At 38.9% G+C, this 26,006-nt stretch carries 30 protein-coding genes; all 30 read left to right on the forward strand.

Annotated elements, in window-relative coordinates; all coding sequences use genetic code 11:
* Positions 1-11 precede the first annotated feature (11 nt).
* The 30 genes from hslV to KP78_RS11480 all read left to right on the forward strand — a co-directional run bounded on the left by hslV (position 12) and on the right by KP78_RS11480 (position 25,996).
* Positions 12-554, forward strand: coding sequence for an ATP-dependent protease subunit HslV (hslV, locus tag KP78_RS11335; RefSeq protein ID WP_041089037.1), 543 nt, complete (start codon positions 12-14; stop codon positions 552-554).
* Between the two features lie 12 nt (positions 555-566).
* The gene (gene hslU, locus KP78_RS11340) at positions 567-1,982 is read left to right on the forward strand and encodes an HslU--HslV peptidase ATPase subunit (RefSeq protein ID WP_041089038.1); all 1,416 of its coding nucleotides are present in this window, start codon (positions 567-569) and stop codon (positions 1,980-1,982) included.
* A gap of 81 nt (positions 1,983-2,063) precedes the next feature.
* The gene (gene codY, locus KP78_RS11345; RefSeq protein ID WP_041089040.1) at positions 2,064-2,843 is read left to right on the forward strand and encodes a GTP-sensing pleiotropic transcriptional regulator CodY; all 780 of its coding nucleotides are present in this window, start codon (positions 2,064-2,066) and stop codon (positions 2,841-2,843) included.
* A 456-nt stretch (positions 2,844-3,299) separates the two neighbouring features.
* The gene (flgB, locus tag KP78_RS11350; protein WP_041089042.1) at positions 3,300-3,692 is read left to right on the forward strand and encodes a flagellar basal body rod protein FlgB; all 393 of its coding nucleotides are present in this window, start codon (positions 3,300-3,302) and stop codon (positions 3,690-3,692) included.
* Positions 3,692-4,153: a flagellar basal body rod protein FlgC gene (gene flgC / locus KP78_RS11355; protein ID WP_041089044.1), complete on the forward strand. Its 462-nt coding sequence runs from the start codon at positions 3,692-3,694 to the stop codon at positions 4,151-4,153. The genes flgB and flgC overlap by 1 nt, the downstream gene beginning before the upstream one ends.
* 50 nt (positions 4,154-4,203) lie before the next feature.
* Positions 4,204-4,485, forward strand: coding sequence for a flagellar hook-basal body complex protein FliE (gene fliE, locus KP78_RS11360; RefSeq protein WP_041089924.1), 282 nt, complete (start codon positions 4,204-4,206; stop codon positions 4,483-4,485).
* A 53-nt stretch (positions 4,486-4,538) separates the two neighbouring features.
* Positions 4,539-6,134, forward strand: coding sequence for a flagellar basal-body MS-ring/collar protein FliF (gene fliF / locus KP78_RS11365; RefSeq protein ID WP_041089046.1), 1,596 nt, complete (start codon positions 4,539-4,541; stop codon positions 6,132-6,134).
* A gap of 12 nt (positions 6,135-6,146) precedes the next feature.
* Entirely contained in the window at positions 6,147-7,160 is a 1,014-nt protein-coding gene (fliG, locus tag KP78_RS11370) for a flagellar motor switch protein FliG (RefSeq protein WP_041089048.1), read from the forward strand.
* The gene (gene fliH / locus KP78_RS11375; protein WP_041089050.1) at positions 7,153-7,923 is read left to right on the forward strand and encodes a flagellar assembly protein FliH; all 771 of its coding nucleotides are present in this window, start codon (positions 7,153-7,155) and stop codon (positions 7,921-7,923) included. The genes fliG and fliH overlap by 8 nt, the downstream gene beginning before the upstream one ends.
* Positions 7,923-9,254 (forward strand): flagellar protein export ATPase FliI, encoded by a 1,332-nt coding sequence (fliI, locus tag KP78_RS11380; RefSeq protein WP_041089052.1) that lies wholly within the window; start codon positions 7,923-7,925, stop codon positions 9,252-9,254. Before fliH ends, fliI begins: the two co-directional genes overlap by 1 nt.
* Positions 9,254-9,697: a flagellar export protein FliJ gene (gene fliJ, locus KP78_RS11385; RefSeq protein ID WP_041089053.1), complete on the forward strand. Its 444-nt coding sequence runs from the start codon at positions 9,254-9,256 to the stop codon at positions 9,695-9,697. Before fliI ends, fliJ begins: the two co-directional genes overlap by 1 nt.
* Before the next feature lie 9 nt (positions 9,698-9,706).
* Positions 9,707-10,309, forward strand: a complete 603-nt coding sequence (locus KP78_RS11390) for a MotE family protein (protein ID WP_041089054.1) — start codon at positions 9,707-9,709, stop codon at positions 10,307-10,309.
* Positions 10,310-10,342: 33 nt separating this feature from the next.
* Complete coding sequence (locus KP78_RS11395) at positions 10,343-11,728, forward strand: flagellar hook-length control protein FliK (RefSeq protein ID WP_041089056.1); 1,386 nt, start codon at positions 10,343-10,345, stop codon at positions 11,726-11,728.
* A gap of 3 nt (positions 11,729-11,731) precedes the next feature.
* Positions 11,732-12,370, forward strand: coding sequence for a flagellar hook assembly protein FlgD (flgD, locus tag KP78_RS11400; protein ID WP_041089058.1), 639 nt, complete (start codon positions 11,732-11,734; stop codon positions 12,368-12,370).
* Positions 12,371-12,384: 14 nt separating this feature from the next.
* Positions 12,385-12,762: a TIGR02530 family flagellar biosynthesis protein gene (locus tag KP78_RS11405; protein WP_041089061.1), complete on the forward strand. Its 378-nt coding sequence runs from the start codon at positions 12,385-12,387 to the stop codon at positions 12,760-12,762.
* Positions 12,763-12,833: 71 nt separating this feature from the next.
* Entirely contained in the window at positions 12,834-14,066 is a 1,233-nt protein-coding gene (locus KP78_RS11410; RefSeq protein ID WP_041089063.1) for a flagellar hook protein FlgE, read from the forward strand.
* 49 nt (positions 14,067-14,115) lie between these two features.
* Positions 14,116-14,340, forward strand: a complete 225-nt coding sequence (locus tag KP78_RS11415; protein WP_041089065.1) for a flagellar FlbD family protein — start codon at positions 14,116-14,118, stop codon at positions 14,338-14,340.
* A complete protein-coding gene (gene fliL / locus KP78_RS11420; RefSeq protein WP_041089067.1) occupies positions 14,330-14,758 on the forward strand; it encodes a flagellar basal body-associated protein FliL in 429 nt (142 codons plus the stop codon). The genes KP78_RS11415 and fliL overlap by 11 nt, the downstream gene beginning before the upstream one ends.
* Positions 14,759-14,792: 34 nt before the next feature.
* A complete protein-coding gene (gene fliM / locus KP78_RS11425) occupies positions 14,793-15,791 on the forward strand; it encodes a flagellar motor switch protein FliM (protein WP_041089069.1) in 999 nt (332 codons plus the stop codon).
* On the forward strand, positions 15,781-17,004 hold the full coding sequence (fliY, locus tag KP78_RS11430) for a flagellar motor switch phosphatase FliY (protein WP_041089071.1): 1,224 nt from the start codon (positions 15,781-15,783) through the stop codon (positions 17,002-17,004). Before fliM ends, fliY begins: the two co-directional genes overlap by 11 nt.
* Before the next feature lie 20 nt (positions 17,005-17,024).
* A complete protein-coding gene (locus tag KP78_RS11435; RefSeq protein WP_041089073.1) occupies positions 17,025-17,387 on the forward strand; it encodes a response regulator in 363 nt (120 codons plus the stop codon).
* Between the two features lie 6 nt (positions 17,388-17,393).
* Positions 17,394-18,059, forward strand: coding sequence for a flagellar biosynthetic protein FliO (locus KP78_RS11440; protein ID WP_052474771.1), 666 nt, complete (start codon positions 17,394-17,396; stop codon positions 18,057-18,059).
* Positions 18,052-18,717 carry a flagellar type III secretion system pore protein FliP gene (fliP, locus tag KP78_RS11445; RefSeq protein ID WP_041089075.1) on the forward strand — a complete coding sequence of 222 codons (666 nt, stop codon included), beginning with the start codon at positions 18,052-18,054 and terminating at the stop codon, positions 18,715-18,717. The genes KP78_RS11440 and fliP overlap by 8 nt, the downstream gene beginning before the upstream one ends.
* A gap of 14 nt (positions 18,718-18,731) precedes the next feature.
* A complete protein-coding gene (gene fliQ / locus KP78_RS11450; RefSeq protein ID WP_041089077.1) occupies positions 18,732-19,001 on the forward strand; it encodes a flagellar biosynthesis protein FliQ in 270 nt (89 codons plus the stop codon).
* Positions 19,002-19,005: 4 nt separating this feature from the next.
* A complete protein-coding gene (gene fliR, locus KP78_RS11455; RefSeq protein WP_041089079.1) occupies positions 19,006-19,782 on the forward strand; it encodes a flagellar biosynthetic protein FliR in 777 nt (258 codons plus the stop codon).
* A 1-nt stretch (position 19,783) separates the two neighbouring features.
* Positions 19,784-20,866 carry a flagellar biosynthesis protein FlhB gene (gene flhB, locus KP78_RS11460; RefSeq protein ID WP_041089081.1) on the forward strand — a complete coding sequence of 361 codons (1,083 nt, stop codon included), beginning with the start codon at positions 19,784-19,786 and terminating at the stop codon, positions 20,864-20,866.
* A 17-nt stretch (positions 20,867-20,883) separates the two neighbouring features.
* Positions 20,884-22,917 carry a flagellar biosynthesis protein FlhA gene (gene flhA, locus KP78_RS11465; RefSeq protein WP_041089083.1) on the forward strand — a complete coding sequence of 678 codons (2,034 nt, stop codon included), beginning with the start codon at positions 20,884-20,886 and terminating at the stop codon, positions 22,915-22,917.
* Positions 22,918-22,919: 2 nt separating this feature from the next.
* On the forward strand, positions 22,920-24,023 hold the full coding sequence (gene flhF / locus KP78_RS11470) for a flagellar biosynthesis GTPase FlhF (RefSeq protein ID WP_327063176.1): 1,104 nt from the start codon (positions 22,920-22,922) through the stop codon (positions 24,021-24,023).
* Positions 24,023-24,880 (forward strand): MinD/ParA family protein, encoded by an 858-nt coding sequence (locus KP78_RS11475; RefSeq protein ID WP_235420911.1) that lies wholly within the window; start codon positions 24,023-24,025, stop codon positions 24,878-24,880. The genes flhF and KP78_RS11475 overlap by 1 nt, the downstream gene beginning before the upstream one ends.
* Before the next feature lie 9 nt (positions 24,881-24,889).
* Positions 24,890-25,996: a protein-glutamate methylesterase/protein-glutamine glutaminase gene (locus tag KP78_RS11480; RefSeq protein WP_041089090.1), complete on the forward strand. Its 1,107-nt coding sequence runs from the start codon at positions 24,890-24,892 to the stop codon at positions 25,994-25,996.
* Positions 25,997-26,006: the final 10 nt, after the last annotated feature.

Genomic DNA, 26,006 nt, shown 5'->3' on the forward strand with positions numbered 1-26,006 from the left:
GAGGTATCGCAATGGATCAATTTCATGCTACGACGATATTTGCTGTTCAGCATAAAGGACAATCCGCTATGTCAGGGGACGGGCAAGTCACATTTGGCAATGCAGTTGTAATGAAGCACACAGCGCGTAAAGTGAGAAAATTATTTAACGGTAAGGTGATTGCCGGATTTGCTGGTTCTGTTGCAGATGCTTTTACACTTTTTGAGATGTTTGAAGGAAAGCTTCAGGAATTCAATGGAAATCTTCAGCGTGCTTCTGTAGAAGTAGCAAAACAATGGAGAAGTGATAAGGTGCTTCGCAGACTTGAAGCCATGCTTATTGTTATGGACAAAGATGGACTTCTCCTTGTTTCAGGCACTGGAGAAGTAATTGAGCCGGATGATGGCATTCTGGCGATCGGCTCTGGCGGAAATTACGCATTAGCAGCTGGGCGAGCACTGAAGCAGTATGCTGGAGAAGCGATGACGGCTAGAGAGATTGCGGATGCGGCTTTACATATCGCTGCAGATATTTGTGTATATACGAACACTCAAATCATAGTTGAAGAACTGTAAAGGAGTGATTGGATGGTAAAAACTAATGAACTTACCCCTAAACAAATTGTTGAAAGACTCGATCAATATATTGTAGGGCAGCGAGATGCAAAAAGGGCGGTAGCCGTTGCTCTTCGGAATCGATATCGTCGAAATCTTCTTGATGAATCCTTGCGTGATGAAATCATCCCAAAAAATATTTTGATGATGGGACCAACAGGAGTAGGTAAAACTGAAATTGCACGCCGCATTGCTAAGCTGGTTGGTGCGCCATTTATTAAAATTGAAGCAACAAAATTCACAGAAGTTGGCTATGTAGGCCGTGATGTTGAATCAATGGTTCGTGACTTAATGGAAACATCCGTTAGAATCATTAAAGAAGAAAAGATAATCTCGGTTCAAGGAAAGGCAGAAGAAAATGCCAATCAGCGATTAATTAAACTTCTTGTTCCAACAGCTAAAAAAACTGCAAATTTTAAAAATCCATTTGAATTAATGTTCGGTGGTAATGATGACAGCTCAGATGATCCATCCAACGATCAAAAGGAAGAAGAAGCTTCTATAAAAGATCGCAGAAGAGAAATCTCCCGCCAGCTTGCTGCAGGTGAGTTGGAGGAACGATTTGTTACGATTGAAGTTGATGAACAGCAAATGTCTTCCATGTTTGATATGCTTCAAGGTTCAGGAATGGAACAAATGGGGATGAATATGCAGGATGCTTTAAGCAACCTTATGCCGAAAAAGAAAAAGAAGCGTAAGCTTAAAGTAAAGGATGCACGAAAAGTGTTAACACATGACGAGGCAGCGAAGCTGATTGATATGGATGAGGTATCGCAAGAGGCGCTTTATCGAGCGGAACAAATGGGGATTATCTTTATCGATGAAATTGATAAAATCGCTTCTAAATCTTCCGGTTCAAGCTCAGTTGATGTTTCTAGGGAAGGTGTACAACGAGATATCCTGCCAATTGTGGAAGGTTCAACGGTTAACACTAAATATGGACCGGTCAAAACAGACCATGTTCTATTTATTGCAGCTGGAGCATTCCACATGGCGAAGCCTTCTGACCTTATTCCAGAGCTTCAAGGGCGTTTCCCTATTCGTGTTGAGCTTCAGAAGCTAACGGTTGAAGATTTCGTACGGATTTTAGTTGAACCTGACCAAGCGCTAATTAAGCAATACATTGCGCTTCTAGCCACAGAAGGAATTGAAGTGGAATTTACAAAAGAAGCCATTCACCGTCTTGCCGAAATTGCTTATCAAGTAAATCAAGACACAGATAACATTGGTGCAAGAAGACTTCATACAATCATGGAAAAGCTGTTAGAGGATCTTTCTTTTGAAGCGTCGGATATAGCGATTGGGACGATTTCCATAACACCAGCATATGTAGAAGAAAAGCTCGGTTCTATAGCTCAAAACAAGGATTTAAGCGAATTTATTTTGTAACGTTTTGATTTTTTTGATAATGGGAAAGATGGTACAACAAAGCAAATGATTTTGTAGATAATTTAGGAGGATTTGATAAACATGAATTTATTAGGAAAAACAAGAACAATTAATGCAATGCTTCAGCAATCTGCTGGAAAACCAGTTAACTTTAAAGAAATGGCAGAAACACTGAGTGGAGTTATTGAAGCCAATGTATTTATTGTAAGTAGAAAAGGAAAGCTATTAGGCTTTGCCATTAACCAGCAAATTGAAAATGAACGTATGAAGCAAATGCTTGTGGATCGTCAATTTCCTGAAGAATATACAAAAAATCTTTTCAATATATCAGAAACATCTTCAAACCTAGATGTGCAAAGTGAATATACTGCTTTTCCTGTTGAAAACCGTGAGCTTTTCAGTACAGGTCTTACAACAATTGTACCAATTATCGGCGGGGGAGAGAGACTGGGTACTCTTATCCTTGCAAGAGTAGAACAAGCATTCGAGGATGATGATTTGATTCTTGCTGAATATGGTGCAACAGTTGTTGGAATGGAAATCTTGCGCGAAAAAGCAGAGGAAATTGAAGGAGAAGCGCGAAGTAAAGCAGTGGTTCAAATGGCAATCAGCTCTCTTTCATATAGCGAGCTTGAAGCAATTGAACATATTTTCGAGGAACTTGATGGCAACGAAGGACTATTAGTGGCATCGAAAATTGCAGATCGCGTAGGAATCACACGATCTGTGATTGTAAATGCACTTCGTAAACTGGAAAGCGCAGGAGTAATCGAGTCTCGTTCTTTAGGGATGAAGGGTACGTACATTAAAGTATTGAATGATAAATTCCTTAACGAGCTGGAGCAAATAAAAAACAGTTAAAGATTATATAGTTCGGCAATGAGCTGATCCAAATTAAAGCAGCATCATATGGTACAAATTATCCGGATGAATTAGATGCATCTGGATAATTTGACCATTTGGTGACATCTTTAATGAGGATTGGCTTTTTTTTTTGCTTTTCTTATTGAATTTTAAAAATAGTTATGATACTTTTTTTGGATAAAATATTACGTTTATATAACAAAATTAACATATTTTTTTTAAAGAAAGTAACCAGAAACTGTTCTATAATAGGATTGTGGATGATATTTGTCGAAAAATAGAATAAACTAGTCTTAAAGAATTATTTTTCAAAAATAGAACTTTATTACTATAACAATCTTAGTTGATGCCATAGACAGTAAATGATCAACCCTTTAAAATAATGTATAAGTGTTTATTTATATTGTGTAGATAAGTGATGAATTATGTAGGAATAAGGGGAGCGGTGTAAAAATGAATTTGTTCTCAGGGACTATAGCTCGCCTAGAGCGAGGATTAGCGTATTCATCTGTTAAGCAAAAAGTCATTGCAAACAATATTGCAAATGTTGATACAGCAGGATATAAGTCGAAAGATGTGAGTTTTAATAAGATGTTACAAACTGAAATGCAATTGTCATCATCGGGAGGGGAGAGTCGTCATCCAAAACATTTCAACCTGACTTCAGGTGAGACGAACCCAAAAGTCTATAATAGAATGTACAGCGTTCGTGAAAATGGCAATGGCGTAGATATGGACAGAGAAATGGCCAATTTGGCAACTAATCAGATTTACTATGATGCGATGATAGAACGCGTAAGTGGAAAATTTGGGAGTTTAACTACAGTGATTAGAGGAGGTCGTTAATCTTTATGTTTACTAGCATGAATACAACTGCTTCAGCTCTTACAGCCCAACGGCTTAGAATGGATGTTATTTCTTCGAATATGGCAAATGTAGATACCACGCGTGCTACTTTTGAAAATGGAGAATGGCAGCCTTATAGAAGAAAATCAGTTGTTTTGCAGCCTAAAGATGCCGAATTTTCATCTTTTTTACATACAGCAATGAACCGAGCTGATCGAGGCGGGACAGGAAATGGTGTTACGGTGTCTGCTATTGAAGAAGATGCAAATACACCTCCAAAGTTAGTATATGATCCCCTGCACCCAGATGCGAGTGATGATGGCTATGTCGAGCTGCCAAATGTTGACCCTTTAAGAGAAATGGTCGATTTAATGTCGGCTACTAGATCGTACGAAGCAAATGTTACAGTCTTTAACGCAAATAAATCTATGATGATGAAAGCATTGCAAATTGGAAAATAATAATTCAAAGGATGAGTTTATTGTCTAACTATCAAATACATTCGGTTGGGATGGATATTTTAAGTCCGTCAACTGATCAAAAAATCAAAAGAACTTCTCCGTTCGAAGCTCAACAGAATTTTTCATCGATGTTGAAGGAAGCGATCAGCAATGTAAACAGTAGTCAGATAGAATCTGACCGTATGACTGACAAACTAATAAATGGTGAAAATGTTGAACTTCACGATGTCATGATTGCATCACAAAAAGCATCTGTTTCAATGACCTTAACAATGGAGATGAGAAACAAAGCAGTTGAAGCCTATCAGGAAATTATGAGAATGCCAGTATAGATTACATCCTAAATAATGAAACTGCGCACTTTTAGAAAGACCGGAGGATTGTGATGAATGAGAGATTTCAACAAATAAGAACGAAAACAAGGGCTTTTTTTGCTGAGAGATCACGCAAGACGCTAATTCTAATAGGGAGCGCTGTGCTTCTTTTTGTTTTAGTGATTGTGTTCGTGTCGATCTTCACGAATCGGAGCGAAATGGTTCCTTTATATAGTAATTTAACTCCTTCAGAAACGGGAGCAATAAAAGAGAATTTAGATGGCAGAGCCATTCCTTCAGAGATTGGAGAGGGAGGAACGGCTATACTAGTGCCAGCTGAACAGGTCGATACACTAAAAGTAGAGCTTGCTGCGGAAGGGATTCCTCAATCAGGTAATATTGACTATTCATTTTTTAGCCAAAATGCCGGATTTGGTATGACGGATAATGAATTTAACGTTTTAAAGCTAGATGCCATGCAAACAGAACTTGCGGACTTGATGAAGGGAATCGAAGGAGTACAGGATGCGAAGGTGATGATAACACTTCCACAACAAGGAGTGTTTTTAAACGATTCGGTTGAACAGGCCTCTGCATCGATTGTATTAAATACGAGACCTGGATACCAATTTGATGAAGCTCAAATCACTTCTTTATACCATTTAGTATCAAAAAGTGTACCAAATCTGCCTACAGATAATATCGTCATCATGAATCAATTATTTGAGTACTTTGATATGAAAAAATCAAATTCATCTTTTGCTGGTGTAGATCTTTCAGAACAAATGGCGCTTAAGCAAACGATCGAACGCGATCTGCAGCGCCAAGTTCAGATGATGCTTGGTACCTTAATGGGACAGGACAAGGTTGTTGTATCTATCACGACAGATATTGATTTTGATCAAGAAAATCGTGAAGAGAATCTGGTAGAGCCTGTTGATGAAGAAAATATGGAAGGCATTGCTGTAAGTGCACAACGGATTTCTGAAACATTTGAAGGAACAGAAGGAGCTGCTGGCGGTGTACCTGAAGGTGGGGATCCGGCCGATAATTTAGTTGGATTTGTTGAAGGCGCTCAAGGTAACGGAGACTACGAGCGTGTGGAAGAAACGATCAATAATGAAGTGAACCGTATAAGACGGAACATTGTTGAAAGTCCTTACCGTATACGGGATATAGGATTCCAGGTCATGGTGGAGCCTCCTGATCCAGAGAATGCTGCTACCCTGCCGCAAGAAAGAGTAGACGATATTGAAACAATGCTTCAAACCATCATCAGTACCTCAATCGATAACGATATTTCAAATCAATTAACCCCTGAACAGCTTGCAGACAAAGTGGTGGTGTCAGTTCAGCCGTTTAATGGCCGAATTGCGTTTGATGAAAATCCAGTTCCTCCAGCCATACCTTGGTGGGCGTATTTAATTGGTGGTGTACTCGTTACAATTATTGGTTTATTAATCTTCTTTATTCTTCGCTCTAGAAGACAAAGAGAAAAAATCGAAGAAGAGATTATTATTGAGCAGGAAGCCGCACTTGAGGTTCCTGATGTAAATGACGAGAAAGAAACAGAAAGCACTTTACGGCGCAAACAGCTTGAACGAATGGCAGCAGAAAAACCTGAAGATTTTGCCAAGCTGCTACGGTCTTGGATTGCAGAGGATTAGGAGTGAGTAATAGTGGTTAGGAAAGCAAAGGAATTATCAGGGAAGCAAAAAGCAGCCATTTTGCTCATTTCCCTCGGACCGGACGTTGCATCGTCTGTTTACAAGCATTTAAACGAGGAAGAAATTGAACAATTAACATTAGAAATCTCTGGAGTGAAAAAAGTTGATTCAGATTCGAAAGAAGAGGTGCTGGAGGAATTCCACAGTATAGCTTTAGCACAGGATTATATTTCTCAAGGTGGAATTGGCTATGCAAAATCTGTCCTGGAAAAAGCATTGGGCTCAGATCAAGCGAACGCGGTAATTAATCGTTTAACCTCTTCTTTACAAGTTCGGCCTTTTGATTTTGCAAAGCGAGCAGATCCAATGCAAATCTTTAATTTTATACAAAATGAACATCCACAGACAATCGCACTAATTTTGTCATACTTAAATCCTCAGCAAGCAGGACAAATTCTTTCAGCTCTTCCACAGGATGTGCAGGCTGACATTGCAAAGCGTATTGCCGTAATGGACAGTACTAGCCCTGAGGTGATTAGTGAAATCGAATCAGTATTAGAACGCAAGCTGTCATCTACTGTTCAGCAGGATCATACGGAAACAGGCGGAATTGAAGCGGTCGTGGAAGTATTAAACGGTGTAGATCGAGCAACTGAAAAAACGATTCTGGATGCACTTGAGATACAAGACCCTGAATTGGCAGAAGAAATAAAGAAACGAATGTTTGTATTTGAAGACATCGTAACCCTAGATAATCGTTCGATTCAACGAGTTATTCGTGACTGTGAAAATGAAGATTTGCTGTTGTCTATGAAGGTGTCAACGGATGAAGTGAAAGAGATTATTTTTAAAAACATGTCTCAGCGTATGGCTGAGAATTTTAAAGAAGAGATGGAATATATGGGTCCAGTAAGGCTTCGTGATGTTGAAGAAGCACAGTCTAGAATTGTAGCCATTATTAGGAGGCTGGAAGAAGCTGGTGAAATCATTGTTGCGCGCGGTGGAGGAGATGATGTAATTGTCTAGAATTATTAAATCTCAATCTGTTGGAATTAGTTTAAAAGAAGCGAAATCGATTCCATTCCTGCCACTTGATTTTAGTGAACCGCATCTTAATGATTCATTGCAATGGACAGTTGATCAAGCAAAAAAAGAATCCACTCAGCTGATTGCAGATGCACAGAAGCGGTCACAACTGATCATCAAACAAGCTGAAGATCGTGCTGCTGAACTATCGAGCCAAATTCAACAGCAGCAACTGGGCTGGGAAGAGGAGAGGACACTTCTTCAACAGGATGCTTATGAAAAAGCCTTTCAATTAGGACATGAAGAAGGACGTGAAAAAGGATATTCTGATCTCTCTAGCGCAATTGAAGAAGCAAAGCAAATGATTGCTGCTTCAAAAGAAGCATTTGAAGATCATATCAACAACAGTGAACAAGTAATACTGCAGATTGCCATGAAATCAACTGAAAAAATTTTGGCTCAAGTGTTGGAAGATAAACCAGAGCGCTTTCTGGAAGTGGTCAAAAAAGGCATAAAAGAAGCTCGAGAAATGAAAGAAGTAAAGGTATATGTTGCTTTGCAGCAGTTTACCCTAGTTCAACAAGAGCGTGAAGAATTACGTGCAATCTTTCCTGTTGATGTACAGCTGTATATATATCCAGAAGAAGAATTAGCACCATATCAATGCTTTATTGAGAGTAATCAAGGAAGAATTGATGTAAGCGTCGATGCGCAGCTAACCCAAATGAAGCGTAAATTATCTGATTTGCTAGGTGATGAGTAATGAAATCTGCTGAATTGCTACCCTTTATCGATACGATACCAACAATGCGCCATTACGGGAAAGTTAAAAGAGTAATCGGACTCATGATTGAATCACAGGGACCTGAAAGCTCAATAGGTGAGGTTTGTTATATTCATGTCCATTCCGCATCAAAAAGGTGTGAGATCAAGATTAAAGCTGAAGTAGTGGGATTTCGGGATGACATTGTTGTTCTTATGCCGTTTACTCATCTGCAAGATATATCTCCAGGAAGTATTGTTGAAGCAACGGGGCGTCCTTTAGAAATAAAAGTTGGGGAAGCATTGATAGGTAAAACTGTCAATCCTCTCGGTTTACCAATCGATGATAGTCCATTACCAATAGGAATGCGAGCTGTAACGACTGAGAATGATCCTCCCAATCCTTTAACACGTCCTCCAATTAATGAAATAATGGAAGTTGGAGTACGTGCAATTGATGGGATGCTTACTGTAGGAAAAGGGCAAAGAATAGGAATTTTCGCCGGTAGCGGCGTAGGAAAAAGTACGCTATTAGGTATGATTGCGAGAAATACGCATGCTGATCTAAATGTAATTGCACTTGTTGGTGAGCGGGGAAGAGAGGTCAGGGAATTTATTGAACGCGACTTGGGTTCAGAAGGCGCTAAAAGAAGTATTATTGTTGCGGCAACATCAGATCAGCCAGCATTAATGCGTATAAAGGGTGCATTCACAGCTACTGCCATTGCGGAATATTTTCGTGATAAAGGGCTTAATGTCATGCTGATGATGGATTCTGTTACAAGGGTTGCGATGGCACAAAGGGAAATTGGATTGGCCATTGGGGAACCGCCTGCGACGAAAGGATACACGCCATCTGTATTTGGAATCTTGCCAAAACTGTTAGAGCGCGCAGGAACGAATGAACATGGAAGTATTACCGCTTTTTATACGGTACTTGTCGATGGTGATGATATGAATGAACCGATTGCAGATGCAGTAAGGGGTATTCTTGATGGCCATATTGTATTGGACCGTGCAATTGCAAACAGAGGACAATACCCTGCGATCAATGTTTTAAAGAGTGTTAGCCGACTGATGAATCACCTGGTGGATAAAAACCATTTAGCCGCCGCAGAAAAGCTAAGACAGCTGATGAGTACATTTGATCAAGCCGAAGATTTAATCAATATCGGTGCATATAAAAAAGGTTCTTCTCAAGAAATTGATGAAGCTATTCGATATAGCCCGATGATTAAATCCTTATTAAAACAGGCATTTGATGAAAAAATACCAATGTCAACTAGTGCCCAGCAGCTGATTCAATTATCTGAAAAAGGTGAGTGGTCTTGATGGTTTATCAGTTTCGATTTGACCGGGTATTAACGGTAAAAGAGCGTGAACAAAAGGAAGAGGAAGATCGTTATCGTGAATCAATAGAATCTTTTGAAGCGATTGCTCAAAAGCTGTACCACCTGCTAAAGCAGAAAGAAATGATGGAACAAAATCAAGCGGATCAAATCAAAACAGGTATCCCTGTTCAATCACTGCGTCACGGACAACATTTTTTAACAAATATTGAAAAAAGTATTGCTCATCAGCAAAAACTTGTGATAGAAGCTAGAACAAATATGCAATGGCATGAGCAAAAATTAATGGACCGCAATATTGAAGTGAAAAAATACGAAAAAATAAAAGAAAAAGATTATAAGAAACATTTAATTCAAGTAAATGATCTGGATCATCGGAGAATGGATGAATTATCAATGATGCAATACATGAAATCACGGAAATAGGTGATAAAAATGAACAAACAAGTGACAAAAGAAATAGAGGAAGAAGTGAAGTCACCAGGTCGTTTTCAAGTGTTCCTTTTTATCTTCTTTATTCCGATTCTCTTTCTTGTATTTGTAGCTTTTGTCGTGTTGACTTTGTCAGATATAAATGTTGTGAAAAAAGCAGAAGAAATCGGAATCTCAATTCCTTTTTTATCAGAAGATAAGACAGCTGAACAAACTTCAACTGCAGAAAGCTCTGACCAAAAAGTTGTGAAACTTCAAGATCAAATTAAAGAAAAAGAAGCAGAAATCTCTAGTCTGAATAGCGAAATTTCACGGCAACAGGAAGAAAATCAACAATTGGTCCTTGAGCAAGAACGATTACAGGAAGAAATGGACGCGCTGAGACAAGCTCAGGAGCTTGATGGCAAAGAATTTAATGAAATCGTTTCTATTTTCAAAGAAATGTCAGGGAAGTCTGCTGCTCCTGTCATTATGAATATGGATGACGAAGAGGCAACACGCATTCTATCACAGCTTCCACCTGATATACTTGCAGATTTCTTTGAAAAGATGCCTGCTGAAGAAGCTGCTCGTTATACGCAGCTATTAGCAGCTAGTACTCCATAATGAACCTTCATTGAAAGGAGGTGAAATATACAAATGATCGCTCATTTACCATCTGTTCATCTTCCAGCAGCTGAAGCTTCAAACCAGAAATTAGGAAGCACAGCAACTAAATCAACTCAATTCACAGATCGTTTTGAAGGCTTTGGATTCACTCTGAGTAATATGCTTAAACCTTCAAATAACGAATCCTCTGAAGAAAACAAAGAAGAGGAGCAAGCTCAAATTCAACTGTTTATGGATCTAATGAACACTGATTCCATTCAAGAACTGAAGGAATTACTGAACAATGGCCAAGTAGGGATGGTTTTAAGCCAGGAATCTAATCAAGAGATCATGCCTGAAACAATTTTATCAAAGAATACCGCTTCGCTTACAACTGAGGAAGTAGAATCGGCTTCAACACAGAAATTACCATCAGTTGAGTTCCCGAGTATGTCTATGACGCTCCCTGAACTGCTGAAAAACCTAAATCTATCAGTGGAGACCATTCAACAGCTAGCAGGAAAAGAGTTCAGTGCAGAAATACCAGACGTAAAGCTTTCACAACCGGAAGCTCTGTTATGGGTTGCATCATTAGGGGATAAAGTTAATTCTCTAGAGAACAAACAACTGTTGACTGGCATCATGCAGCAAGCTGTTACTGTATTAAAAGGAATAGCACTTCTTGCAAAAGCGAGTGACGGCCCTGCCGCACAAAGTGTCTTCGTTTCTAATATAACGAAAGTCTTGTCAAGAATTGAAGAAAAATTAGGCTCCATGCAAAAAGAGCGGACAGTAATGCCCACTAGCATTAAAGCGAATAATTCACTGCTTGAGATAAAAGGCTTGAATGAAATGAATGGGTTCAGCAATTGGTCAAATACAAGAGAAAACAAACAAGTGCTTTTACCAAGTGAAAAAGCGTTCGAACAGCCGACGATGATTAACCTTGCAACACTGCAATGGCAGTCTAGTCAGTCCAAGTGGTCTACGGCTGCTGCTCCACTAAAACAGAATGAACAAACGACCACGCTAATGGAGCAATTTCAGTCCGTTATGAAGAATGCGAAATTCGGAAAATTTAATGGGACAGAAAAGCTGATGATTAAATTACAACCAGAACATTTGGGCACACTTCGGATTGAATTAGTGCATAAATCAGGAATGTTAACTGCCCGAGTGATGACTACGACTGGTGCTGCAAAAGAGTTAATGGATTCACAGCTCCATCAGCTTCGACAATCATTAACTGGACAGAATATTCAGGTTGAAAAAATTGAAGTGCTTCATATACAGCCGGAAGCCTCAAAATCCGATCGGCCAATGGATCAGCCTTCACAACAATCAGAACAGCAAAAGAAACATCCAGATCAACAAAATCAGGAAGAACAGTCAGAGGAACAAAGCTTTCACCAAATTTTTATGAATATTGAGGTATAAGCGATGGAAGTAAAATCAATGAAAGAAGATCTTTTTCTGTCTTCATTACAGAAAAAAGCATTACAGCCAAAAAATAACACAATGGACAAAGATGCATTTTTAAAACTACTTGTCGCTCAGCTGTCAAACCAGGATCCTACAAATCCAATGGAAGATAAAGAGTTTGTGGCACAAATGGCCAGTTTTTCCACGTTAGAACAAATGACAAATATGAGTGAATCATTTGAACGATTTGCATCTATGCAGGAACAGACTCAATTGATTCAATATAATAATTTTGTCGGAAAAGAAATAAAGTGGGATAAGTTTGAAGAGCCTGAAGAAGGCGGAGATCCTAAAGCGGTTAGTGGTGAAGGCATCGTGGAAACCATTCGTTTTAAAGGACAGTCAGTTGAATTTGTACTCACTGATGGAACCGTATTGACACCAGGAAATGTATCAGAGGTTCACACGGAAAAAAAAGGGGATTCATTCCAGGAAGCAAGTCAATTAATTGGTAAAAAGGTAAGTTGGAAAGATGATAAGGATCAAGAACTTGAAAGTCTTGTAACCTCTGTCTCTCGCAAAGATGGGGTCGTTTGGCTTCATACAGAAAATGAAAAAAGAATCAACCTGGAAGAGCTTATAAAAATTGGACTATAAAGGATCTGGTTTGGATGGAGAAAATAAGATTTACACCCATTCTATCACCGCCGATTACGGTTAAAGGAAAGACGGATAATCCAGCTTCAACCTCAAGTTTTGCTGATAAATTTAAAGATGCACTTCATCAGGGTGACCTGAAAATTAGTAAGCATGCGAATGACAGATTGATTCAAAGAAATATTGATATTTCAGAAGCACAGTGGCAGAAGGTTGGAGATAAAGTCCGGGAAGCGAAATCCAAAGGAGTACAGGATTCACTGGTATTACTTAAAGATGCTGCATTAATCGTCAGTGTCAAAAACCATACCGTTATCACGGCGATAGACATAGCAGATGCAAAGGATCAAATTTTTACAAACATTGATGGAATGATTTTCGTGCAAGAATAGGTGGACCTGATAATGGAGCCTATTGGCTGCTGACTGATTGAAGCAGTCACATTTTGAAAGGGGAGAACACAATGATACGTTCAATGTATTCAGGGATTGCAGGTCTTAAAAATTTTCAAACAAAGCTTGATGTTATAGGTAATAATATTGCCAATGTTAACACATATGGGTTTAAGAAAGGCCGTGTTACGTTTAAAGAAGCCATGACACAAACGATTCAAGGCGCTTCTGCTGCACAAGAGGGAAGAGGAGGGACAAATCCGCTTCAAATTGGACTCGGTTCAACTACGGCCACTATTGATAGTGTACAAACACAGGCCTCACTTCAAACAACAGGCCGCTCACTTGATCTGTCAATTAATGGAGATGGATTTTTCGTCGTCCAAGGCCCTGGTGGACAGAATTTTTATACGAGAGGCGGGAATTTTTACCTTGATCAAGGGGGACAAATGGTTACCGGTGAAGGCTATCGAGTTCAGCAATTTCAAAATGGTGTTGTAAATGATGTGGTTATTAATAGCGGGGCTGTCATGCCTGCACAGCAAACCGAAAATATTACATTTAGCGGAAATTTATCATCGTCTGTTTCATATAGCGCTGATAATCCGTACACATATACACAACAAATGAAAATAGTTGACGACGCTGGAGAAGAGCATGTATTTCAAATCGAAATGTCTCCTGGTGGTGGAGGTACAAATGCTTGGAATGTGACCGCTACAAACTTTGCCATTGATGATGAAGATGGTACTGTTGAAAATCAATCAACCGGTGTTATTACATTTAACGCTGAAGGTGTAGCAGAATGGACTACGCCGCTTAATTCTTTGCGAATCATTCAAGGAGGAGCCCCAATGGATTACTTTGGTGCTGGTACGCCTAACTTGCAAGGTCTTACAAACAACGTAGGTGAAGTAACGGCCATGATTGGAGCAGATGGCAACATTGACGGTTCGCTTGAAAGCTTTAATATTGGTGCTGCTGGTGAAATTAACGGCGTCTATTCAAATGGACAAATAACACCCCTTGGTACTTTAGGTCTTGCGAGATTTAACAATCCATCTGGTCTTGTGAAAGTTGGAAATAATTTATTCCAAGAATCTGTGAACTCAGGGGTTGCAAATATTGGAACTGCTGCAGCTGGCGGGGGATCAATTTCTGCAGGGACACTTGAAATGTCAAACGTTGATTTGTCTGAGGAATTTACTGAAATGATTACAGCCCAGCGTGGTTTCCAAGCAAATACACGTATCATTACAACATCTGACCAAATTTTAGAGGAATTAGTTAATCTTAAACGTTAACATTCTTTAAGGGGGTGACAGGGCTGGGTTTTATCCAGCTCTGACTGTAATGATCAAAGTAACCAGATTAAATGGAAAAGAATTTATGCTTAATGCAATGTATATAGAAACGGTTGAATCATTTCCCGACACGACCATTACCTTGACAAATGGAAAAAAATTTATAGTTAAAGATTCTATTTATTATGTCAAACAGGAAATTGAATTGTTTTATCGCTCGATTCATGTGCTGAACATGAATCATCTTAAGGAGGAGAACGTTGATGAAGAATAAGCTATTATTATTTATGCTTATTATTTTAGTCAGCATAACGCTGGTGGGAGTTGTTACATTAATCGTTCTCAATCAACTTTCAGCTGAAGAAGATGAAGTGAAAGAACCGACTATAGAGGAGATTGTCGAATCTTCGGTAGATATTCCAGAGATTACAACAAATATTTCAGGTAATAACTTTGCCCGTTTATCAATAAAAATTCAAACGGACAGTCCGGAAGCAGCAACAGAGCTGGCACAGCGTGATTTTCAAGTAAAGGATATTTTAATTGAAGAGCTTTCTGAAATGACGAAAGCAGATTTGGAAGGAAAAGAAGGAAAAAAAGCCTTTGAAGATACAGTTAAGCTTCGTGTTAATGAGCTTTTACAAGAAGGTAAGGTTATTCGAATTTATACAACTTCCATCGTAATTCAATAGTGTTGGAGTAAATTGAGAATGGGGGTGAAATCGTTTGGCCGGAGATATTCTTTCGCAAAATGAAATAGATGCTCTTTTATCCGCTATTTCTACTGGAGAAATGTCTGCAGATGAAATTAGGAAAGAGGAGCAAGAAAAAAAGGTGAAGGTATATGACTTTAAAAGGGCTCTTCGCTTTTCTAAAGACCAAATACGAAGCCTAACAAGAATTCATGAAAACTTTGCTAGATTATTAACAACTTTTTTCTCAGCACAACTGCGAACTTTTGTACAAATCACAGTAGCTTCTGCTGATCAAATACCTTACGAAGAGTTCATTCGTTCTGTTCCAAAAATGACGATTTTAAACGTATATGAGGTACCCCCATTAGATGGCAATATATTAATGGAAATTAATCCTAATATTGCTTATGCCATGATGGACCGTGTCCTTGGAGGAAAAGGGACAAGCGTAAATAAAGTAGAAAATTTAACAGAAATAGAAACAAAAATTATGACCAATATGTTTGAGCGCGCGTTTGATAATCTGCGTGAAGCGTGGGCGAGCATTGCGGATATCGATCCAATATTAACCGAGTTTGAAGTCAATCCACAATTTTTACAGGTGATATCACCAAATGAAACTGTAGTCGTGATTTCGTTTAATACCATGATTGGTGAAACGAGCGGAATGATTAATATTTGTATTCCTCACGTCGTGTTGGAGCCAATCATGCCCAACCTATCAGTTAAATATTGGATGCAAGCCAATAAGAAGGAAGCAAAGCCGGAAGAGCTTGTGCAACTGGAAAAACGCGTAAAGAAGGCTGAATTGACGATTGCTGCTGAACTTGGTACTGTTCCGATGTCAATTGAAGATTTTTTATTGCTCGAAATCGGCGATGTGCTTGAACTGAACCAACGTATAGATAAACCAGTGACATTACGAGTTGGTGACATACCGAAATTCACTGCTCAACCGGGTCAAGTAGGTAAAAAGCTTGGCGTTCAAATTATTGATGAATTGAAAGGAGGAGAGGAAGATGATGAGTGATGACATGCTCTCCCAAGATGAAATTGATGCTTTATTGAAAGGAACATCTGATGAGGATGAAATACATCCATCCCTTGAAATAACGACAGATCGATTGGATGTACATAATTATTTAGATGAAATGACAATCGATGCGTTGGGCGAGATTGGAAATATTTCCTTTGGAAGTTCCGCTACAGCTCTCTCTACATTGCTGAACCAAAAGGTCGATATTACAGCTCCCCAAGTAACGATTGTAAAAACGAAAGAAATATCTAATGCGTTTCCTCATCCTTCTGTTGCGATAAATGTAAATTATACAACAGGTATTCAAGGAAATAATCTGCTCGTCATTAAACAATCAGATGCAGCTGTCATTGCTGACTTAATGCTCGGTGGTGATGGAACAAACCCTTCTGGTGATCTTGACGACATTCAGCTTAGTGCGGTACAAGAAGCAATGAATCAAATGATGGGTTCTGCAGCGACGTCAATGTCAACTATTTTTAATGACAAAGTAGATATTTCTCCACCTAGTATTGATCTAATGGATTTGAAAATAGGACAAGGAATGGCAAACCTGCCTGATACAGAGTTATTAGTACAAATCTCCTTTAACTTGAGAGTTGGGACGTTGATTAATTCTAATATCATGCAGCTGCTTCCGTTAGAATTTAGTCAATCACTTGTCCAACGTCTAATGGGGAACAGCGAATCGCATGAGCAAGAAGCAGCAACTACTGCAGTAGTCGATCGAACTGAAACGGCTGAAAACACTTCAAATACACCTGCTATTCATTCAGCTAGACTGAGCAGCGATGATGTTGAACCATACATTGAGCAAAGCGGAAAAACGAAAATGTATGAAGATGAAATCATTTTAAACCGTGAACAAGCACTCGGAAAACAACAAGTAAATGTTCAGCCTGTTCAATTTTCATCATTCGACACACCTGGATTAAAATCAGGTGAATCACGTAATCTAAATTTATTGCTTGATATTCCTTTGCAAGTAACGGTTGAACTTGGTCGAACAAAGCGATCAGTAAAAGAAATACTGGAGCTGACATCGGGTTCTATTATTGAACTTGATAAACTAGCTGGTGAACCAGTTGATATTTTAGTGAACAGTCGACTAATTGCAAAAGGCGAAGTGGTGGTAATCGATGAGAATTTTGGCGTTCGTTTAACGAATATTGTTAGTCAATCTGATCGATTAAAAAAAATACGATAACGAGTTGGGAGATAAAGATAATGGCAAAAAAGATTTTAATTGTGGATGATGCAGCATTTATGAGAATGATGATTAAAGATATTTTAACGAAAAACGGTTTTGATGTCGTAGCAGAAGCAGCAGATGGTGCTCAAGCAATAGTACAGTATAAAGAACATTCACCTGATTTGGTTACTATGGACATTACAATGCCGGAAATGGATGGAATTACGGCTCTTAAAGAAATCAAAAAAATTGATGCTGGGGCAAAAGTGATTATGTGTTCTGCAATGGGGCAGCAGGCAATGGTTATTGATGCCATTCAAGCTGGAGCGAAGGATTTTATTGTAAAGCCATTCCAGGCTGACCGTGTGATTGAGGCTATTCAAAAAGCGATAGGTTGATGAAAAATGCGGACTTATAAATTATTTTCTTTTTCTTTACTAATATGTTTGATCCTCCTGAGCTTCTTTTCAGCAGGAGGATCAAACACTGTATATGCAGAGGAGCAAATGGTAGAGGAATGCTTTGAGTTGCAAGACAAGTGTGAGGATGAAGTCATTCCTTCGATTAGTGAAGAAGAACAGGCTGGAAGCAACACAGTAGGTTTAATGGATTATATAAAAATGATTGGTGCACTTGTACTCGTTATAGCTTTATTATACGGGCTGTTAAAGTTTGTAAATAATAGAACGAAAAATTTCCAGCAATCTAAGCTCATTCAAAATATGGGTGGGACAACACTAGGTGGCAATCGTTCTGTTCAGATAGTAAAAATCGCCGGAAATTATTATGTTCTAGGTGTTGGAGAAGATGTACAGCTAATTAAAGAAGTGACGGATGATGTTGAGCGTCAAAAGCTTGAGGAATATTTTGAGGAAAAAGAAGAGGAATTTGTGCAAAAAAGTCCAATAGGACACCTTATTTTAAAATGGAAAAGCAGACTAAACCAGCCAAATAAGCAGGAACAGTCATCTTTTCAATCACTCCTGTCACAACAGCTAACGGAGCAGAAAGAAAAACGTAAAAAGCTGTTTAATAGGGCGAAGAGCAAGGAGAATAATAAAGATGGATGATTTTATTCAGTTTTTTAATGATAGTCCACCTGATGATGTCGCAACTTCGGTACGTTTGCTTTTACTGTTAACGGTCTTGTCATTGGCTCCGGGAATACTGATTTTGATGACGTCATTTACAAGAATCATCATTGTATTATCTTTTGTCCGAACATCACTTGCAACACAACAAATGCCACCTAACCAAGTACTTATTGGATTGGCATTGTTTTTAACCTTTTTCGTAATGGCTCCTACGTTTAATGAAGTGAATGAACGAGCGCTTACACCATTATTTAATGAAGAAATCAATTTGGAAGAGGCCTATGATGAGGCTTCAATTCCATTAAAGGAATTTATGAGCAAGCATACAAGGCAAAAAGACTTAGAGCTTTTTCTTAGTTACACCCAGGCAGAGCGTCCTGAAACCATACAAGACATCCCATTAACCGTTATGGTACCAGCCTTTGCTTTAAGTGAAATTAAAACGGCTTTTCAAATGGGATTTATGATCTTTATTCCATTTCTCGTCATTGATATGGTAGTTGCGAGCATTTTAATGTCCATGGGTATGATGATGCTGCCTCCTGTTATGATTTCATTGCCCTTTAAGATTCTATTATTTATTCTAGTTGACGGTTGGTATCTTGTAATGCAGTCCTTACTGCAAAGCTTTTAGGCGGGTGAATATCTATGACCGGTGAAATGGTTATATCCATTGCAGAACGTGGGGTATATATAACCTTGTTAGTAAGTCTTCCCCTGATGCTCATTGCACTCGTGGTAGGACTCCTAGTGAGTATTTTTCAAGCGACAACACAAATTCAAGAACAAACACTTGCCTTTGTTCCAAAAATTATTGCGGTTCTGGTCGCATTGATTTTTTTTGGACCATGGATGCTCACACAATTAGTAACATACGCAGCCGATATTTTTAGTAACCTTGTTCGGTATATAGGGTGACGTGATGGAAGAATTATATCCCAGGTTAACGGTCCTGCTCTTAATCGTTGTTCGAGTCAGCGCTTTTTTTGTTACAATGCCCTTGTTTTCCCATAGGGCGGTACCACCAACGCATCGTATCGCCTTTGCGTTAGTGTTGTCGTGGATGATGTATTATACATTAGATGTTGAACCTTTTGAAATAGACGGCCAATATATCTTACTTATTATTAAAGAAGCAATCGTTGGTTTATTTATCGGCTTAATTGCATATATCGTTTTGTCTGCGATTCAAATTGCAGGAGGTTTAATTGATTTTCAAATGGGGTTTGCAATGGCAAATGTGATTGACCCCCAAACAGGAGCACAAAGCCCGTTAATGGGTCAGTATTTATATACAATAGCACTTCTATTGCTGCTTTATTTTGATGGACATCATCTTATTTTAGATGGAATATTTTATAGCTACCAGTATGCACCGATGGATCAGCTTTCTTTGGGATTTGGTGAACCTGGTGCTGCGGAATTTGTCATCAAAGCCTTTGCTGCTGCGTTTGTTATCGCCTTTCAGATCGCTGCTCCAGTAGTTGCAACTTTATTTTTAGTAGACGTTGCTCTTGGAATAGTAGCAAGAACAGCACCACAGTTTAATATTTTTGTGATTGGTTTTCCGATAAAAATTATTGTGGCGTTTATCATTCTAGTTATATTAATGGGTGTAACATTTCAAGTCATCCAGCGTTTATTTAATCTTATGTTTGTCGTTATGCGTGATTTAATGATGTTCATTGGAGGGGCATAAAATGAGGTATATCCCTTTAGATCTTCAATTTTTTGCTGGTGAAAAAACAGAAAAAGCAACGCCTAAAAAACGCAATGATTCACGTGGAAAAGGACAGGTTGCAAAAAGTCAGGATGTTACAACCGCACTTATTCTATTTGCTGTTTTCTTATTCTTATTTTTTGCAGGCGGTTTTTTTGAAAAACGAATGCTTGATCTAGTCACAGTTCCACTAATGGATTATATTTTGATTCCGGTAACAAGAGACACAGCGATGATTGTATTCATTGACATGATCATCCAAGTAGCGTGGATTGTGGGTCCAATTATGGCTGTATCGGTGCTTGCGGGAATCGTAGGTAATTACATCCAAGTAGGTTTTTTAGTCGCAACAGAACCATTAACACCAAAGCTTTCAAAAATGAATCCAATTCAAGGATTTAAGAGGATATTTTCTGTAAGAGCAATAGTAGAGTTTCTTAAATCAATCTTAAAAATATCAATTATCGGTGTCACGACAGTCTCGGTGCTTTGGATGAGCATTGAACATGTTTTATCTTTATCGCTTAAACCCGTGGTAGAATCACTTCATACTGCAGGCAGCTTAACAGTAAGAATGGGATTATATGCTTCTATTTTATTGTTGATTTTATCCATCATGGATTATTTATATCAAAAATATGATTTTGAAAAAAATATTCGAATGTCAAAGCAAGATATTAAAGATGAATATAAGAACATGGAAGGGGATCCGCTGGTTAAGTCAAAGATTAAACAACGTCAGCGGGAAATGGCCATGCAGCGAATGATGCAGGAAATTCCGAATGCAGATGTTGTCATAACCAACCCTACGCATTACGCCATTGTTTTGAAATATAAAGACGGTGAAGTTGATGCACCGATTGTTGTAGCAAAAGGCGTCGATTTTATTGCACAAAAGATTAAGCTTATTGCTAAGGAAAATGACATCGTTGCGATCGAAAACCGTCCACTGGCACGTGCTTTATTTGATCAAGCTGAAATAGGGGACCCGATACCTGAAGAGTTTTTTAAGTCGGTCGCTGAGATTCTAGCATATGTCTATCGAATTAAAAATAAGATTTAACACAAGGGGAGACCAGCATGTCGGCAAGAGATTTAACCGTTTTGTCCAGCGTAATAATGATTGTTGCAATGTTGGTTATTCCGTTGCCATCATGGTTGTTAAGTATACTGATCATCGTTAATATCATGCTTGCACTTGTAGTATTGCTCACCGCAATGAATATGAAAGAACCACTTGAGTTTTCTATCTTTCCTGCACTCTTGCTGTTACTCACATTGTTCAGGTTGGGGTTAAACGTATCTACTACCCGAGCTATCTTAAGCCGTGGTGAAGCAGGTGGAGTGATCGAGGTTTTTGGAGACTTTGTCGTGGGTGGGAATATACTGGTTGGATTAGTAATGTTCCTTATACTGGTTATTATTCAGTTTATTGTTATAACTAAAGGAGCAGAGCGCGTTTCAGAGGTGGCTGCTCGTTTTACACTTGATGCGATGCCTGGTAAACAAATGAGTATTGACGCTGATTTGAATGCTGGAATGATTTCAGATACAGAAGCAAAAGAACGAAGAGAAAAAGTTGGCAAGGAAGCTGACTTTTATGGAGCTATGGATGGTGCCACCAAGTTTGTAAAAGGTGATGCGATTGCTGGTATCATCATCGTTACGATTAACCTGATTTTCGGCATTATTATAGGTGTTGTTCAAATGGGCTTGCCAATTGGAGAAGCTGCTAGTCATTTTACATTGATGACAATTGGCGATGGTCTTGTAAGTCAGATACCTGCATTATTAATTTCAATTGCAATGGGGATTGTTGTTACACGTGCAGCATCGGAAGGAAATATTGGTCACGATATTACCTCCCAACTATTTGCGTCTTCACCAATTATGTATGTTGCAGGTGGAGCAATCATTCTTCTCGGTCTCTTTACACCTATTCATGATTTTTTAACGCTTTCTATTGGCGGGACTTTAATTGCATCGGGTTTTGTACTTTCTAGAGCCGCTAAACAAGGAGGAAGTGAAAGTTTTGAAATGGAAGAAGAAGCTGCAACAGATGAAATGAAAAGTCCAGAGAGTGTCGTGAATCTGTTGAATGTCGATCAAATTGAGTTTGAGTTTGGCTATGGTTTAATTCCTTTGGCTGATACCAATCAGGGTGGAGATTTATTAGACAGAATTGTCATGATTCGAAGGCAGCTTGCACTTGAACTTGGACTCGTTATCCCAGTTGTTCGAATTCGAGATAACATCCAGCTGCAGCCAAATGAATACCGTTTGAAAATTAAAGGGAATGAAGTGGGAAAAGGGGAGCTGCTTCTTGATCATTACTTGGCCATGAGTCCAGGAGATGACGATTTGATTGATGGAATTGATACAATCGAACCATCGTTTGGCCTGCCTGCAAAATGGATCGATGAGTCTGTCAAGGATCAGGCAGAGCTGCTTGGATATACTGTTGTAGACCCTCCATCAGTAGTATCTACACACATAACGGAACTGATTAAATCGTACGCACACGATTTACTAGGTCGTCAGGAAACAAAGCAGCTTATTGACCATATAAAAGAAACGTATCCAATCCTGGTAGAAGAGGTAACCCCCTCGCCTTTATCAGTAGGTGATGTACAAAAAGTACTAGCTAAACTATTAAAAGAAAATGTTTCCATTCGAAATCTTGCGATTATTTTTGAAACGCTGGCAGATTATGCGAGACATACGACAGATACAGAAGTATTGACAGAATATACAAGGCAGGCCTTAGCACGTCAAATTACCTCACAATACGCTCAAAGTGGCGGAATGTTAAAGGTGATAACGCTATCTGGAAGAGTGGAAAAGCTGGTTGCAGATCACATACAGCAAACTGAGCATGGCAATTATTTAGCGCTAGACCCCAATGATTCACAGCGTATTTTGGAGACTATGGCTAGTCAAATTGAACAAATATCAATGACAGAGCAAACGCCAATAATACTTTGCTCGCCAGCTGTCAGAATGTACATTAGGCAATTAACAGAGCGGTATTTTCCGCAAATACCAATTCTGTCATATAACGAGTTAGAAGCGAATGTGGAAGTGCAAAGTGTAGGGGTGGTGAACATTGAATGAAAATGAAGAAAATTATAGCATCTTCAATGTCTGAAGCAATGAAAAAGATAAGAGATGAGCTTGGTCATGATGCAGTCATTTTAAATTCAAAAGTAATTTATACCGGTGGTTTTTTGGGCCTTTTTAAATCTAAACAAATTGAAGTGGTTGCTGGTGTTGATCCAAGAGAAATGCCAATTTCACAAAGAGTCCAAAAAGAGGAAATGAATACTTCACAGGATCAAGAAGCATCTGTTCAGCTTAAAAATGAAATTAATGAGCTGAAAGAAATGATGTCTGTGATGTCAAAGCAACGAATTTCTCCTGCATCAACTGCTCATTTTCCTACTGTTATTGAAACTGTTCTTGATTGGTGGAGAGAACAGGATTTTGAAGAAGAGTGGATTCTAATGCTCGGAGATTACTTGCTGCAAGAGTGGAAAAAAAACCCGAGTGATGACCAACTTCAAGAGTGGGCAAAAAAATGGTTGAAAATTCAAATAGAAAACATGACACATCGTGGGATTGAACACGATAAAAAGTATATTAATGTTATTGGTCCCACTGGTGTAGGTAAAACCACTACTATTGCTAAAATAGCGGCAAAGCTAGTTGTAGAAGGAAGAAAAAAAGTAGCTTTTATTACGACAGACACGTATCGGATTGCTGCAATTGAACAACTAAAAATATATGCTCAGCTATTAAACGTTCCATTAGAAGTAGTATATAAACGCTCCGATTTTGAAAAAGCAATTGAAAAATTTGAAGATTACGATCACGTATTTATTGATACCGCAGGTCGTAACTATCGAGATCAGCAATATGTAGAGGAATTAAAAAGAGTAATCGATTTTAATGAAAACATGCAGAGCTTTCTTGTATTGTCTATGACTTCAAAGAAGCGGGATATGCAGATGATTGTCGATCAATTTCATTCTATTGAAATTAACAGATTTATCTTTACAAAATGGGATGAAAGCATAACGGTAGGCCCTATTTTTCATTTGATGCAGCATAATGATAAGGGGGCGGCCTATCTGACAACTGGTCAAGCCGTTCCAGAGGACATTATCGAGGCCTCTCCTTTGTCAGTATATAAACTATTGACTGAAGGTGTAAAGACATGATGGACCAGGCAGAAACACTCAGAAGACAAATGCTGAAATCACAAGGTAAACTTGGAAAAGCAATTGCGGTTGTCAGTGGAAAAGGTGGAGTAGGGAAATCAAATTTCTCGATTAATTTTGCTACTGAGCTCTCTTCAAAAGGATATAAAGTTATTTTGCTTGATATGGATATCGGAATGGGGAACGTTCATATTTTAGTTGGCCATACAGCGGACAACACAATACTTGATTATCTTGAGGGTGAACAGCCTATTATGGATGTTGTTCAAAAAGGACCAGGGGGGTTATTTTACATTTCTGGGGGTTCGGGATTGAATCGAATGGTTGAATGGAAAGATATTCAAGTGGACCGTTTGTTAAGGGGCTTTGAAGATCTCCAAAAGGAGTATGACTATCTTATTTTCGACATGGGTGCTGGAGCGTCTGCAAACGGCCTTGAGCTAATTACGGCTGTGGATGAGGTAATTGTGATCACTACCTCTGAACCGACATCCATTATGGATGCCTATTCTATGATGAAATTTATTTATTTGAGGGATCAGGAAAAGAAATTCTCTATTTTATGCAATCGTGTTATGAACCCAGAGGAAGGGAAACAAGCTCTTTCACGTTTACAAATTGCTATGCGCAGGTTCTTAAATAAAGAGGTTCATATACTTGGGAGTATACCCGAAGATTCTACCGTTCGGAAAGCTGTCTCTGAGCAAAGCCCCTTTGTTGCTAGTTACCCAGATTCAAAAGCAGCAAAAACGCTTAAACTTCTCGCGACGCATTATATTGATCAAAGCGAGGTAGAGGTTCATGCAAGCTCAAATCACTTCATCCAAAAATTGACAAAACTATTTTCGAAGCGTTGAGGTGAAATTATGGCGGGTGAACAAATAATAAAAGTTTTAGTAGTAGATGATTCTGCTTTTATGAGAAAACTTATTGGGGATTATTTATCTGAAGATAAACAAATCGTTGTTGTTGGCACAGCCAGGAATGGGCAGGATGCCATAGCAAAAATAAAACTGCTTCGTCCTCACGTGGTAACAATGGATGTTGAGATGCCTGTTATGAATGGCATAGAGGCGCTTAAAACGATTATGGAACAAGATCCACTACCTGTTATTATGCTATCAAGCACGACCAAAAAAGGTGCTGATAACACGCTTACCGCGATGGAACATGGGGCAATAGATTTTGTGACAAAACCATCCGGAACCATTTCACTTGATTTACATAAAGTCAAAGAAGAGCTTGTCGTAAAAGTAAAAAATGCCGCAAAAGTGCACATAAATAAAATAATAAATCCAACTGCCCGAATTAAATATTTCAGTCATGATCATCGTGTGAATAAAACACTAGGACAAAATAATCAGCAAACCATAAATAAACCTGTTCCCCCCCGAATAAGGCATCAAAAATTAGTATTAATCGGAACGTCCACTGGTGGTCCTAGAGCGTTGCAGGAGGTCATCACATCTTTGCCTAAAACGATAACTGCACCTGTTTTAGTCGTTCAGCATATGCCTGCAGGATTTACCAAGTCTTTAGCAAATCGTCTTAATTCGCTTTCCGCGGTAATTGTAAAGGAAGCTGAGCACGGAGATGTGTTAACAGCAGGAACCGTTTACATTGCACCTGGGGGCTTTCACCTCATCGTAGACCGTGTAGGTGAACAGCTTATTGCCCAATTAACGAAAGAATCTGCACGTGGAGGGCATCGTCCATCAGTCGATGTATTGTTTGAATCTGTAGCTAAACTCACGGAGATTGAAAAAATTGCTGTAATTATGACAGGTATGGGCGCTGATGGGTCTAAAGGTCTGGTGAAATTAAACCACAACCCCCCGCTGCAAATTATTGCTGAGTCGCAACAAACATGTATTGTATATGGAATGCCTAAGGCGGCAATAGCTACAGGGCTCGTTCAGGATGTTGAGGATTTGCAAGACATCGCAAAAACAATCATGAAATATCTTCCTTAGAAGGGTGAGT

Source organism: Jeotgalibacillus soli (genome assembly GCF_000829435.1).
Taxonomy (GTDB): domain Bacteria; phylum Bacillota; class Bacilli; order Bacillales; family Jeotgalibacillaceae; genus Jeotgalibacillus; species Jeotgalibacillus soli.